Here is a 13505-nt window from a genome sequence, read left to right as displayed (position 1 = left end):
GCTCTCCTCCGCACGGCCCCCCGCCTGGCTCTCGAGAGCCAGGCGGGGGGCCGTGCGGAGGAGAGCCAGGCGGGGGGCCAGGCTGGCCAGGCCGCCGGGGAAGAAGTAGACGGCGAGGATGAAGACCGTGCCCAGGACGAACAGCGGCTGGGACAGCGGACGGCTGAGCACCGCCGGCAGGGCGTCCACCGCGTCGGACGTGCCGAACGCGACCAGCCGATGGTCCAGGTACATGTAGAGGATGCCGCCCAGCACCGGGCCCCACCGGGTGCCAGGACCGCCGAGCACCACCATGACCAGCAACGACAGGGTCAGCTCGGAGGAGGTGATGTGCGGCGACGCGCCGCCGACGATCAGGCAGTAGACCACGCCCCCGGCCGCCGCGAGGCCACCGGCCAGGGTGAACGCCACCAGCCTGAACCGGTACGGGTCCAGCCCGAGCACCCCGATCCGCCGCTCGTCGTCGCGCAACCCGGCCAGCACCCGCCCGGTCGGTGAGCCGGAGACCCGGTGTACCACGAAGACCACCACGACCAGATACGCCAGCGCCAGCCAGTAGAGGTTGACCGTGTTGGTCACCCCGACCAGGCCGGCGGGCAGGCCCGACACGTCCAGCGGGAGGCCCTCCTCGCCGCCGGTGAGCCCGCCGAAGTCGCGGGCCACCAGGATCGCCCCGACCTGGGCGAAGGCGAGGGTCACCATGGCGAACGCGATCCCGACCGTGCGCAGCGCGACCGCGCCGAGCAGCGCGGCGAGGATCGTGCCACCGGTGACGGTCAGCAGCGCGGCCTGCCACAGCGGCAGCCCGGCGCGGGTGACCAGGATGTCCGTGCCGTACACCCCGGCGGCGAAGTACAGCGCGTGCCCGAAGGAGAGCATGCCGGTGCGCCCGAAAAGCAGGTCGTACCCGGCTGCCAGGCCGCCGAAGACCAGGCAGACGGCGAGCAGTTGCAGCGTGCCCGGCGAGTTCAGCGGGCCCTCGAAGATGCCCGGCAGGTGCAGCGTCGAGTACGGCAGGATCAGCCCGACCGCCAGCGCCACCAGCGGCAGGAAGGGGCGGGCCCGGCGCCAGCGGCCACCGCCCGGTGTCCGCTCGTCGGGCACCGTCGCGGGCGGCGCGGGAACCTCGCGACTCCTGACCTCGGTCATGCCGTTGCCACCTTTCCGGCGATGCCCTGGGGGCGCAGCAGCAGCACCGCGGCCAGCAGCCCGACGACGCAGATGTCGCCGAGGCCGGAGGTGCCGTAGTAGTTGACGAACTGTTGCAGCAGCCCGACCGCGACGGCCGCGTACGCGGAGCCGACCACCGAACCCATCCCGCCGATCACCACCACGATGAACGCGAAGATCAGCAGCGAGCCGCCCTGTCCGGGCGAGACGGTGCCGAAGTAGACGCCACCGAGCGCGCCGGCCAGCGCCGCGGCGGCCCCGCCGATCGCGAAGACCAGCGTGAACGCCTTGCGGACGTCGATGCCGAGCGCGGTCACCATCTCCCGGTTCTCCACCCCGGCCCGGATCACCAGGCCGTAGCGGGTCCAGCGAAGGAAGGCGAGGATCGCGCCGAGGACCAACACCGCCGCGATGATCAGCAGCAGGCCGCCGTTGGGCACCTGCGCGCCGAGGACACCGGTCACCTCCCGGGTCCAGTCGGGGCGCGGGAACGGCCGCGCGTCCGCGCCCCAGGTGGCCTGGAGCAGCGCCACCCCGGCCAGCGACAGGCCGACGGTCACCAGCACCTGCTCGATGGTGCGGGAGTACAACGGCCGGATCAGCACCAGCTCGACCAGCACCGCGACGAGCGTGCCGGCGGCCACCCCGACGGCGACCGCGACCACGAAGCCGAACCCGTCCGGCCCGGCGCCGGGCAGGTTGCCCGCCGCCCACCAGGTCGCGTACGCGCCGACACCGAGGAAGAGCCCGTGCGCGAAGTTCAGCACGTCGGCGAGGCCGAAGACCAGGGAGAGCCCGGAGGCGACGAGGAAGTAGAGCGCCGCCAGGCCGAGCCCGGTCAGCGTCAACAGGACGACCGTTTCCATCAGTGGTGCACCTCCGCGGAGCCCACGCCCAGCAGCGACCGGGTCAGCGCGGTCTCCAGCAGCAGGTCCCGCGCGCCGCCGGTCCAGGCCACCTTGCCAACGGCGAGCACCACCGCGTCCCGGGCCAGCCGCCGGACCACGGCCAGGTTCTGCTCGACCAGCAGCACCGGCACGGAGTCGGCGACCCGTTCCAGCACCTCGGCCACCTCGGTCACCACCTTCGGCGCCAACCCCTTGGTCGGCTCGTCGACCAGCAGCAGCCGGTTGTCGTTGAGCAGCACCCGGCCGATCGCGAGCATCTGCTGCTGGCCGCCCGACAGCGAGCCGGCCCGTTGCCGCCCGCGCCGGTCCAGCTCGGGGAAGAGCGCGTAGACCTTGTCGTACGCCGGGCTGGTGTCCCGCCGTTCGGCGAGCCGCAGGTTCTCCGCGACGGTGAGCCCGGCGAAGACGCAGCGGTCCTCCGGCACGTAGCCGAGCCCGCCGCGGACCAGCCGGTGCGTGGGGCGGGCCAGCAGGCTCTGCGCGCCCATCCGGATCGCACCGCGCACCTCGCCGTTGCGGGGCGTGAGGCCGACGACGGCGCGCAGGGTGGTGGTCTTGCCGACGCCGTTGCGGCCGAGCAGCACGGTGACGCCGGTCGGCGCGACCGTGAAGGAGACGCCCTGGAGGATGTGCAGCCCGGCGATCCGGACCGACAGGTCCTCCACGCTCAGGATGGGTTCCGTCACAGCGACTCCCCCAGGTACGCCTCCTGCACGGTGGGGTTGGCCATCACCGTCTCCGGGGTGTCGCAGGCCAGCAGCGCGCCGTGGTGCATCACGGCGATCCGGTCGGCCAGTTCCAGGATCACGTCCATGTGGTGCTCGACCATCAGCACCGACCGGCCGCCGTCGCCGGTCAGCGACCGGATCACCCGCACCAGTTCGGGCACGTCCTCGGCGCTGACCCCGGCCATCGGCTCGTCCAGCAGCATCACCCGGGGCTCGCCGGCGAGCAGCAGGGCGATCTCCAGCTTCCGCTTCTCGCCGTGGGCGAGGGTGCCGGCGAGTGCCGTACCCCGGTGGGCCAGGCCGACCCGTTCCAGCGCCGTGTCGGCGGCGGCGGCGACCTCCCGGTCTGCCCCTGCCCGCCGCCACAGCTTCATCGAGCCCCCGCGGTACGCCTGCACGGCGAGCCGGACGTTCTCCCGCACGCTGAGCGAACCGAAGACCGAGGACGCCTGGAAGGTACGGCCGAGCCCGAGGCGGGCCCGTCGGTGCGGCGGGAGGGAGCCGATGTCCCGCCCGTCGAGGGTGATCCGCCCTTGCGTCGCCCGGCGCAGGCCGGTGATCAGGTTGAACAGTGAGGTCTTGCCGGCGCCGTTGGGCCCGATGACGCCGAGGAACTCCCCGGGCGCCAGGTCCAGGTAGACGGTGTCGACGATGGCGACCTCACCGATCCGCCAGGTCAGACCGCGGGTGGCGAGCATCTGTCAGCCCTTCATCGCCACGGCCGGCGGGGCGGTCTCGTCGCCGGTGAGGCTCTTCTGCGCGCTGGCCGTGAAGGTGGTGCCGCTGCCGGACAGCTTGGCCTGGAACATCGGCTGGAGCAGGGCGTGGTCCTCGGCACGGATGGTCATCTTGCCCTTGACCCCGTCGAAGCTCCAGCCCTCCAGCGCGGTGATCATCTTGTCCACGTCGTCGCCGCCCTCCTGCACGGCCCGGACGACCATCTGCGCGGCGGCGAAGCCGTCCGGGTGGAACAGGTCGAGGGTGCCGCCGGGGATCTTGGCCTTGGCGGCCTTGGTGGCCTCGTCGTCGGTGGCCCCGTCGAAGTAGTGCGACAGGAAGGAGATTTTGCTGCCGGCGGCGCCGAAGGTGGGCCAGGAGGCGCGGATGTCCAGGCCGGTGACGACCGTGGTGGAGGAGAGGACGCCCTGCTGGTCGAGGGTCTGCCACATGGCCGGGGCGGTGGTGCCGGCCCACGCGACGAAGAGCAGGTCCGGCTTGGCGGCCTTGATCTGGCTGGCGAACGGGGTGAACTCGGTGGCGCTGGCCGGGGCCCGGACGCTGCTCACGGTCGCACCGGCGCCGCCGATGACCGTCTTGACGGCTGCCTCGTTGGCGTCACCGAACGCGCCGTCCTGGGCGAAGACCACCACCTTCTTGCCAGCCGGGTCGCCGATGAACGACTTGGCGGTCACCACGTCCTGGTACGACTGCCGCCCGGAGCGGAAGGTGTACTTGTTCGCGCCGGTCACCGCGTCGGTGGCGGCCGGCCCGGAGATGAAGAGCACCTTGTTCTGCGCGGCGATCGGGGCGACCTGTAGGGCCACGCCGGAGGCCGTCGAACCGGCGATGATCTTGTGTCCCTTGCCGATCAGGTCCTTGGCCGCGGAGACCGCCTTCGCCGGGTCACCGGCGTCGTCGACCTCGGTGACCTCGATGGTCCGGTCGCCGACCTTGTTGGTGCCCTGGGTGGCGAAGTCGAGGCCGGCCTTGAACCCCTCGATGTACTGCTTGCCGTAGCTGGCCAGGACTCCCGACTGGGAGTACACCAGGCCAACCTGCACCGGGGCGGCGCTGTCGCCGCCCCCGGAGGCGGTGTCCTGCGGGCTGCCACAGGCCGTGGCGGCGAGCGCCGCGGCCATCATCGTGGCGGCGGAGAGGAACACCCGCCGCGTCGTCCGGACCGTCATTGCGACTCCACGTGAGGACTCGGAGGGAGGGAAACTTCATGTGTCGGCTCACGCTAGAAGTGACGTCACGCACGGGCTATGTGGCGGAAACACACAAGTAACAGGGGTGGGGTGGCCGAACGTTACAGCCGCCGGTGCCATGCGGTGACGGCTCGCCGGGTCGATGGCGAGCACCGCCACCGATGAAGCCACGCATGTGTCGTCCCGCGCCACCGATCACCCGTCCCGTACCGCTCCCCGCACGATCGCAGCTGGTCATCGCCACCAGGGTCGCGGCACCGTCGTCGGGGTCGCGGCACCGTCGTCCGGGTCGTGGCACCGTCGTCCGGGTCGTGGCAGCTACGTCGCCGAGCGGCCGGAGCGGTAACAACACCTCACGCCCACTGTTGAACTGCCCGCACAGGCGGGGCAGACCTGCCCGGCGCCCGACCGTAGGGCCCAGCCCTCCCCCGGGCATCTCCCACGGGCGCGCGCCGGCCGACCGGGACGAGTCACCGTCCCGCAACCGGCCCGCCCCGCCACATCACGGGGCTTCTGGGTTTGGGTGCAGTTCTTGTCGCTGGAGCGACAAGAACTGCACCCAAAGAGGTCGCCCCGAGTCATGGGGCCGGCGTGGGCGCCGACGCCGGAGGCGCGACCAGCACGAACACGGGCGGCACCGGCCCGACCATGCACCAGAGGCAACCGGGCCGGAGCCGCACAAGCAACCGGACCGGAGCCGCACAAGCAACCCCGGGCCAGTGCCGCACAGGCAACCGGGCCGGAGCCGCACAGGCAACCGGACCGGAGCCGCAGGCAGTCGAGCCGAGCCGCACAGGCAGCCGGGCCGGAGCCGCACAAGCAACCGGGCGGAACCGGCAGGCAGTCGAGCCGAGCCGCACAGGCAGCCGGGCGGTCAGTGGCGGGCGAGGCCCTCGCGGGCGGCGACGGCGGTGTCCGGGTGGTCGCTGAACACGCCGTCCAGGCCCAACTCGTAGAAGAGCTCGTACTCGGCCTGGATGTCGCCGCGGGCGATGGGGTCGGTGCCGATCCGGAGGTCGGCGGGGAGGAACTGGTTCTCGGCCCGGAAGGTCCAGGCGTGCACGACCAGCCGCTCCCGGTGCGCGTCCCGGACCAGGGTGGTCGGGGCGAGCAGCTTGCCCGCCGCGTCGCGCGGCACGATCAGGTTCTTGTTGACGCCGACGCCGTCGGCGTACGACGCGATCCACTTCAGGCCGGCCGGCTTGGCTAGGTCGGCGTAGCTGCGGGCGTCGCCGGCGACGGTGAAGTCGTACGGGCGGCCGGAGGCGTCGAGCAGCTGGGCGAGCCTGACGTCGATCATCTTGTCCAGCTTGCGCAGGTTGGCCGTCTCGAAGGACTGGATGATCACCGGAGAGTTCCGGTGGGTCAGCTTGTTCCGCCGCAGCACGTCGACCAGCGGCTCCTCGAGCGGCAGGCCGATCGAGGCGAAGTAGGTCGGGTGCTTGGTCTCCGGGTAGACGCCGATGGTACGGCCCCGCGCCCGCCCCTCGGCCCGGGCCAGGTCGACGACCTCCTGGAAGGTGGGCACCTCGAACCGGCCGTCGAAGGCGGTGTTGGCCACCCGGACCCGCGGCAGCCGCTCCTTGGCGCGCAGCGTCCTCAGTTCGGCGAGGGTGAAATCCTCGGTGAACCACCCGGTCACCGCGACCCCGTCGATGGTCTTCGTCGTCTTCCGGGCGGCGAACTCCGGCCGGGCCGCGACGTCGGTCGTACCGGAAATCTCGTTCTCGTGCCGGGCCACCAGCACGCCGTCCCGGGTGGCGACCAGGTCCGGCTCGATGTAGTCGGCGCCCTGCCGGATCGCCAGCCGGTACGCCTCCAGGGTGTGCTCCGGCCGGTAACCGCTGGCGCCCCGGTGGCCGATCACGATCGGCCGGTCGGTCGCCCGGGACCGCTCCGCGCCCGGAGCCGGGACGGCCGAGGCGGCCACGGTCGGCACGGCCACGGCGGTCGCCAGCAGGGCCCCGGCCATGCCGAGGACGGAAAGGGTACGTCGCAACGCGGTCTCCTGTCGTCGAGGGGAACCGCCTCAGCAGACCGGGCCTCGTTGACCGTCAGTTGGTCGACGACTGGCCGGCAGGTGAACCCTCGAACCCTCAGGGATGCCGGTTTCGCCAACCCCGGCCAGACCGGAACAGGAAGATTGTCTGGTGCGCCGGTTTCTCCGTCACCCGGTACGGCTGGTGCCGCTCGGGTTCCTGGTGGCGATCCTGCTCGGCACCGGCCTGCTGATGCTGCGCCCGGCGACGATCGAGTACGAGCGCCCGCCGTTCGTCACCGCGCTCTTCACCGCCACCTCGGCGATCTCGGTCACCGGCATGTCCACCACCGACACCCCGAACTACTGGTCGGGCTTCGGCCTGGCGTTGATCACCGTGCTCACCCAGATCGGCGGCCTCGGCATCCTGACCGGCGCCGCGCTGGTCATCCTCGCGGTGTCCCGTCAGCTCGGGCTGCGCAACCGGCTGCTGGTAGCGGCCGAAACCGCCGAGTACAGCGTCGGCGACGTACGGGGTCTGCTGCTGCGCATCGCGGCGACCGCCCTCGCCTGCGAGGCGGTGATGACGGCGGTCGTCGCCGGTCGGCTCTGGCTGGTCTACGACTATCCGTTCTGGCACGCGCTCTGGTCCGCGGCGTTCCACTCCGTACAGGCCTTCAACAACGGCGGGTTCAGCCTCTACACGGACGGGCTGCTCGCCTTCGCCCGTGACCCCTGGGTCTCGCTGCCACTGGCCCTCGGCGCCATCGTCGGGGGGCTCGGCTTCCCGGCGCTGTTCGAGGCGTTCCGGGAGTGGCGGCAGCCAGTCCGCTGGGCGGTCGCCACCAAGCTGACGGTCTGGGGCAGTGTCGCGCTGCTGGCATTCGGTGCCGTGGGGTTGCTGCTCACCGAGTGGACCAACCCGCGCACCATCGGCCAGTACGACGTGCCGGGCAAGATCCTGGCCTCGTTCAGCCAGATCGCGCTCAGCCGGACCAGCGGGTTCAGCCTGCTGCCGGTCTCGGCGCTGAGCGAGGAGAGCTATCCGCTGCTCATCGGACTGATGTTCATCGGCGGCGGCAGCGCCAGCACCGCCGGCGGGATCAAGGTCTCCACCTTCTTCCTGCTCGCCTTCGTCATCTGGACCGAGCTGCGCGGGGAGCCCGACGTCACGGTCGGGCACCGGCGAGTCGCTACCTCCAGCCAGCGGCAGGCGCTGACCGTCGCGCTGCTCAGCGTGGCGCTGGTGGTCGGCGGTACGACCGGGTTGGTCCTGATGACCGAGGGAGTCCTCTTCAACCAGGCGTTGTTCGAGGTCACCTCGGCGTTCAGCACCACCGGCCTGTCGGTCGGGATCACGCAGTCGCTCAACGAGGGCGGGCAATTCCTGTTGACCGTGCTGATGTACATCGGCCGGGTCGGGCCGCTGACCCTGGGTTCGGCGATAGCGTTGAACACCCGGCGACGGCTGTACCGCTACCCGGAGGAGCAACCCATTGTCGGATAGGAGCCCGGACGAGGGCGGCATCGTGGTGATCGGGCTGGGCCGCTTCGGCTGCCGGCTGGCCGGCTCGCTGGCCGCGCTCGACCACGAGGTGCTCGCCATCGACCGCAACGCGGAGCAGGTGCAGAAGTGGTCGGCCCAGCTGGACCGGGTGGTGCAGGCCGACGCCACCGAGGAGGGGGTGCTCCGCCAGCTCGGGGTGGCCGACCTCGGCCGGGCGGTGGTGGCGATCGGCGCCTCGGTGGAGGCGAGCGTGCTGACCGTACTGGCCCTGGTCGAGCTCGGCCTGCCGCAGATCTGGGCCCGGGCCACCTCGGAGAAGCACGCCAAGATCCTCGGGTCGGTGGGCGCCCACCACGTGATCTTCCCCGAGGCGGAGACCGGCGAGCGGGTCGCCCACCTGATCGTGAGCAGGATGCTCGACTTCATCGAGTTCGGCGACAACTTCGCGATCGCCAAGGTCCGCGTCCCCCAGGTGCTGCTCGGCCGGCCGCTGCGCGAGCTCGCGCCGGCCGAGCACTACGGGGTGCGGGTGGTCGGCGCGAAGCTGCCCGGCGAGCGCTTCCGGTACGCCTCGGACGACACGGTCCTCGCCCCGGGCAGCATGCTGATCGTCGAGGGCAGCATCGACCAGGTGCAGAGCTTCGCCGCCCTCACCTGACGGGCCGGGGGCCGGTCCCACCGCGACCGGCGGCGACGACCTCAGTCGTCGCCATCGCGGCCGTCATCGTCCCCCTCCCTTTCCCCCGCTCTTTCCACCACCCGACCCCTTGCCCTTGCCGGAGTTCTCCGACTTGGCCGTCGACCCACCCGAGCTGCCGGTGGACGTGCCAGCCTTCTTCGGCGGCGCCTTGGTCGCCGCCGGCTTGGTGGGGGGAGCGGTGCTTGGCGCCGTCCCGGCCACCCCGGAGACCTGCACCCCGCAGGTCTCGTCGCCGATGCGGAACTCCACCGGCAGCGGGTTCGCCCCGGCGTGCTGACCGGTCAGGGTGAGCTTCTCGGTGGCGCCGGGCGCCAGCACGGCCCGTTCCGGGGGCGGCTCGACGAAGACGCTCGCCCCCTGCTGGCGGACCGGGAGCGGATGCGCCTTCGTCACGGTCTGCTGGCCGGGGAAGGCGAAGCTCATCCGCCAGTCCCGCAGCTCCCGATCACCGGTGTTGGTCAGGGTCAGCTCGGCGGTGAAATCCTTCCCGAAGTCCTTTCGCAGCGCGTACGCGACCCGGCAGGGGGCCGGCTTCTCCACCCCCATCCGCGCCGCGGTGGGCCCGTCGATGCCGCCGCTGGCCGGGCTGCGGGCGGTCACCCCCCACAGGGCCGCGGTCACGGCCACCAGCCCGGCGGCGGCCACCCCCGCCTCGACCCGCCGGTGCCGCGCGGTCGCCCGCCGGCTCCGCGTACCGGAGCTGGGCAGCGCGTCGGTGGCGGCCGGCCAGGGCAGGATGGTGGTGCCGGCGGTGGCCAGGGTGGCCGGATCCACCGGCCCGGCGGCCGGGGAGACCGGCACCGCGGCGGTCATGCCGGCGGCCGCGGCGAGCGTCCGGGCGACCTCGGCGGTGGCCGGTCGGTCGCCGGGGCGCTTGGCCAGGCAGCGGTGCACCAGGTCGCGCACGTCGTCGGGGAACTCCGGCGGCATCGGCTCCGGGTCGTGGTACATGTGCGCGCGCAACATCTGGGTGGTGGTGCTGGCCTGCCAGGGCAGCCGGCCGGTGAGCATCCGGTAGAGCAGCAGGCCCACCGCGTAGACGTCGGTGGCGGGCGAGACCTGGCCGTTGTCGAGCCGCTCCGGGGCGAGGTACGCGGGCGTGCCGAGCAGCGGGCCGTCGCCGCCCTTCTCCTTCTCCCCCACCAGCGCCGAGATGCCGAAGTCGACGACCTTGACGCCGGTCGCGGTCAGCATGACGTTGCCCGGGGTGACGTCGCGGTGCACCACCCCGCGCGAGTGCGCGGTGGTCAGCGCCGAGGCGACCTCCGCACCGATGGTCAGCGCCTCGCGCCGGGGCAGCTCACCGCGGCGCAGCCGCCCGGTCAACGACTCGCCGTCGACCAGCTCCATCACGACGTACGGCACGGTCAGCCCGACCTGCTCGGACTCGCCGTAGTCGTACACGTTGGTGATGTTGGGGTGGCAGAGCCGTGCGGCGGCCTGGGCCTCGATCCGGATCCGGTGCCCGAAGGCCCGGTCGCTGGCCAGCCGGGAGGCCAGCACCTTGACCGCCACCTGACGGCCGAGCACCTCGTCGTAGCCCCGCCAGACCACCGACATGCCACCCGCACCGAGCTGCTCGATCAGCCGGTACCGCTCACCGAGCAGTTGCGCGCCGTCCCGGATCCCTCCACCCATGGTGGTCGTTGTTGCCCCGAACCGCCCCGGCTACACCTCCCCGGTCGTAATCGGTCAGCGATGTCACCCGTTCAGGCGGTGGCGAGCAGCTGGTCCACCGGGGCGAAGTCGTCGGTCAGCACCAGCGCCGAGCCGACGAACCCGGTCAGCTCCGCCCCGGAGAGCAGACTCACCGACGCGTCGACGGCGTCCAGCCGCCCCCGCACCGCGTCCAGCGGCAGCGGGGCGTCGGAGGCGACGATGAGGAAGTTCGCGCCCTGCTCGCCCGCCAGCGCGTGCGGCGGGGCGATCAGCGCGACGTGCCGGAACTCGGCCGCCACGGTGGCCAGCTCGCTGCGGATGAAACGCAGCGGCGGGTAGTCGATGACGTTCTGCACGTAGACGCCGCGGGGTCGGGTGACCCGGCGGATCTCGGCGGCCATCTCCCGGGTGGCGAGGTGCCAGGGCACCACCAGGTGGCCGAACGCATCGCCGACCACGAAGTCCCGGCTGTCGGCCGGCTCCCCGGCGACCAGCATCCGGGCGTCACCCACCACCGCCCGCAGGTCTGGCCCCTGGCGTACGCCGAGCTTCCGCTCGCCCAGGTCGACCAGCCCGCCGTCGATCTCGAACACCACGTTGTCCGTGCCGGGACGGGTGGCGGTCAGATAACGCGGCACGGTGAAGCCGCCCCCACCCAGGTGCAGCGCGTCCAGCCGCTGGCCGGCCGGCGCGAGAACGTCGGCCACCGCCCCGATCCACCTGGTGTACGCGTACTCGAGGTGGGTGGGGTCGGCGAGGTCCACGTACGAGTGCTGCGCCGAGTTGAGCAGCAGGGTGCGGCCGCTCCCCCGGCCCGGGTCGGCCTCGACCCGCGCGCAGTGGTACGCGGTCTCGATGTCGCACGGGTTCGGGGCGACGGTGGTCAGGCCCGCGCCGACCAGGCCGAGCACCGCCAGCGCGGCCTTGGCCCGGGCAGGACCGGGCAGCTCCGCCCGGTCCTGCCGGCGCAGCCAGAACCCGAGGGCCAGCCCGGCGAGCCCGAGCGACACCGCCAGCGCCAGCAGGATGACCGTGCTGGGCAGCGCGGCGACCAACACGAAACCGGTCGCCAGGGTCGCCGTGATGCCACCGAGCGTGCCGATGCCGGAGAGCCGGCCGACCACCTGGCCGGTACGGCGCAGGTCGGCGAGTTGGAGCTTGACCACCAGCGGGGTGACCGCCGCGAGCAGGACCGCCGGCACGAACACGGCGAGCGCGACGAGCAGCAGGATGGCGCTGGCCGCCCCGCCGCGCAGCACCTCGCCGGCATACCGGACCACCGGCAGAGTAACCGCGGTGGCGATACCGGCCAGCACCAGCGCTGGGGCCAGCAGGGTGCGCGGGTCCCGCCGGTCGGCCAGCCAGCCGCCGGCCCACGCCCCGTACGCGATCGCGGCCAGCGCGATGCCGATGACCGAGCTGGTCACCTGGAGGGTCACCCCGACGTACGGGCCGACCAGGCGCAACGCGACGGTCTCCAGCACCAGGACGGCGCCGCTGGAGAAGAAGACCAGGAACGCGGCGAGACCGTTGGGCAGGGCCCGGCCGGTCGCCGGCACGGGCCGCGCCGGCGGGACCGTGACGTCGGACGATGGGGAGTTCACCGTCGCGATGGTACGCAGTGAACCTGGCACTCCGGGTCAGTACATCGAGAGATGAACATGGTTCGTGTGGTCGGCGGCGGGACTGCCGCTGCCGCTGTACGCCCGCCACCCGGTGCCCGGGTGCCAGATCTGCCGGTACCAGATCACGTAGAGCACACCCAACCGGCTGGCGTTGCGCACGTGCCAGGCCGCCAGGTTGTCCCCGTAGGCCTTGTCCCCGCCGGTGGCGGTCTGGTCCTTGAACCCGCCCGCGGCGGCCGAGAAGTCGCAGGCCCGGCCCTTCGGGTGCTCGCCGGAGCCGCCACTGCGGTAGCAGGAGACGTACCGCTTGTAGCCGGCGGCCTGGGTCTGCTGGAGGGCGTTGAGGGTGCGCGGGGTGATGCAGCCGGAGGTGGTCGGGTCGTTCACCGAGCAGGACTCGGACGGCCAGGAGCCGTCGGAGTTGCGCGGCGCCGGCTTCGCCGAGGTGGAGCTGCCGCCGCTGAAGCCACCGCTGCTGCCCGAGCTGACCGCGGCGAGAGCCGCCTCGGCCTCCTTCTTCTTCTTCGCCATCACCGCGAGCTGCTTCTGCTGCTCGCGGACCTCGGCGTCGATGGCGATCTTCGCCTGCCGCGCCTGCTCGCGCGCCTCGGCGAGGGTACGCAGCCGCTTGCCGTCGCGCTGCGCCATCATGTCCAGGTTGGCGGCCCGCTCCAGGAACGCCTCCGGGGAGGCGCTGTTGAGCAGCATCGACGTCGGGGTGAGCCGACCCACCCGGTAGGACTGCGCGGCTACCTCGCCGACCTGCGCGGCCAACTCGACCAGCTGTGTCTCCAGCCCGGCCAGCTCGCCCACCAGCGCCTTCTGCCGGCGCTTGGAGTTGTCCAGCTTCGCCTTGGCCTCGATGTGCGCCTTGGCGGTGGCCTCCAGGGCGTCCCGCAGCTTCTTCGTGCCGCCCTCGTTCGGCTCCGCGTACGCGGGCACGGCACCGAAGAGCAGCGCAACGGCGACGAACAGAGCGATCAGCGGGCGGCGGCCGCGACGCCCGGCGGGCATGGTCCAACGCACGAGAGATCCCTTCCGTCGGCCGCCGGCCCCCGGTGACACCACTTCGCGGCGGCGACCTCCGCCGGCGCCGGTCGGCGGCCTGCTGGCGGAGACCGGCGGTCAGGATACCGGACCGCCGGTCTGTCACCAGGCCCGCGAGCCCCGACGCCATAGATCGTCGACACTACGTGTCGATCTGGTTGCCCAACGTATAGCTGTTACCGCCCACGGCGGCTCGACGGCGGCGATGCCCAGGTCGTGCTGGAGCTGAGCTTTCCCGCGCCCCCGCCACGTGCC

Annotated in this window: 11 protein-coding genes; 2 read left to right on the top strand and 9 right to left on the bottom strand. The window is 72.4% G+C overall.

Going from position 1 to position 13505, the window contains the following annotated elements; genetic code table 11:
* From C1I99_RS21090 to C1I99_RS21065, 6 genes are all read right to left on the bottom strand, one after another.
* A partial coding sequence (locus C1I99_RS21090) for a branched-chain amino acid ABC transporter permease (RefSeq protein ID WP_233512626.1) occupies nt 1-1149 on the bottom strand: 1149 nt, incomplete at its 3' end.
* Nucleotides 1146-2036 (bottom strand): branched-chain amino acid ABC transporter permease, encoded by an 891-nt coding sequence (locus tag C1I99_RS21085; RefSeq protein ID WP_111135947.1) that lies wholly within the window; start codon nt 2034-2036, stop codon nt 1146-1148. The genes C1I99_RS21090 and C1I99_RS21085, both read right to left, overlap by 4 nt.
* On the bottom strand, nt 2036-2764 hold the full coding sequence (locus C1I99_RS21080; RefSeq protein ID WP_111135946.1) for an ABC transporter ATP-binding protein: 729 nt from the start codon (nt 2762-2764) through the stop codon (nt 2036-2038). Before C1I99_RS21080 ends, C1I99_RS21085 begins: the two co-directional genes overlap by 1 nt.
* On the bottom strand, nt 2761-3504 hold the full coding sequence (locus C1I99_RS21075) for an ABC transporter ATP-binding protein (RefSeq protein ID WP_111135945.1): 744 nt from the start codon (nt 3502-3504) through the stop codon (nt 2761-2763). The genes C1I99_RS21080 and C1I99_RS21075 overlap by 4 nt, the downstream gene beginning before the upstream one ends.
* A 3-nt stretch (nt 3505-3507) precedes the next feature.
* The gene (locus C1I99_RS21070; protein WP_111135944.1) at nt 3508-4713 is read right to left on the bottom strand and encodes a substrate-binding domain-containing protein; all 1206 of its coding nucleotides are present in this window, start codon (nt 4711-4713) and stop codon (nt 3508-3510) included.
* Between the two features lie 895 nt (nt 4714-5608).
* Nucleotides 5609-6733 carry a glycerophosphodiester phosphodiesterase gene (locus tag C1I99_RS21065; RefSeq protein ID WP_111135943.1) on the bottom strand — a complete coding sequence of 375 codons (1125 nt, stop codon included), beginning with the start codon at nt 6731-6733 and terminating at the stop codon, nt 5609-5611.
* A gap of 151 nt (nt 6734-6884) precedes the next feature.
* On the opposite strand from C1I99_RS21065, the gene C1I99_RS21060 reads away from it, so the two are divergent.
* On the top strand, nt 6885-8219 hold the full coding sequence (locus C1I99_RS21060) for a TrkH family potassium uptake protein (RefSeq protein WP_111135942.1): 1335 nt from the start codon (nt 6885-6887) through the stop codon (nt 8217-8219).
* A 25-nt stretch (nt 8220-8244) separates the two neighbouring features.
* A complete protein-coding gene (locus C1I99_RS21055) occupies nt 8245-8877 on the top strand; it encodes a potassium channel family protein (RefSeq protein WP_199562319.1) in 633 nt (210 codons plus the stop codon).
* Between the two features lie 63 nt (nt 8878-8940).
* Here C1I99_RS21055 and C1I99_RS21050 read toward each other — a convergent pair whose 3' ends face one another.
* The 3 genes from C1I99_RS21050 to C1I99_RS21040 form a co-directional block, all read right to left on the bottom strand.
* Nucleotides 8941-10557, bottom strand: coding sequence for a serine/threonine-protein kinase (locus tag C1I99_RS21050; RefSeq protein WP_111135940.1), 1617 nt, complete (start codon nt 10555-10557; stop codon nt 8941-8943).
* A 71-nt stretch (nt 10558-10628) separates the two neighbouring features.
* On the bottom strand, nt 10629-12182 hold the full coding sequence (locus C1I99_RS21045; RefSeq protein WP_111135939.1) for a fused MFS/spermidine synthase: 1554 nt from the start codon (nt 12180-12182) through the stop codon (nt 10629-10631).
* 36 nt (nt 12183-12218) lie between these two features.
* Nucleotides 12219-13229, bottom strand: coding sequence for a coiled-coil domain-containing protein (locus tag C1I99_RS21040; protein WP_438941433.1), 1011 nt, complete (start codon nt 13227-13229; stop codon nt 12219-12221).
* Nucleotides 13230-13505: the final 276 nt, after the last annotated feature.

Origin of the sequence: Micromonospora deserti (genome assembly GCF_003236335.1) — a bacterium.
GTDB classification, from domain to species: domain Bacteria; phylum Actinomycetota; class Actinomycetes; order Mycobacteriales; family Micromonosporaceae; genus Micromonospora; species Micromonospora deserti.
This window is presented reverse-complemented; position numbering and strand designations above follow the sequence as displayed.

Excerpts from the sequence above, each read along its gene's own strand:
- C1I99_RS21085 (WP_111135947.1), bottom strand. The coding sequence starts at position 2,036 with ATGGAAACGGTCGTCCTGTTGACGCTGACCGGGCTCGGCCTGGCGGCG.
- C1I99_RS21075 (WP_111135945.1), bottom strand. The coding sequence starts at position 3,504 with ATGCTCGCCACCCGCGGTCTGACCTGGCGGATCGGTGAGGTCGCCATC.
- C1I99_RS21070 (WP_111135944.1), bottom strand. The coding sequence starts at position 4,713 with ATGACGGTCCGGACGACGCGGCGGGTGTTCCTCTCCGCCGCCACGATG.
- C1I99_RS21050 (WP_111135940.1), bottom strand. The coding sequence starts at position 10,557 with ATGGGTGGAGGGATCCGGGACGGCGCGCAACTGCTCGGTGAGCGGTAC.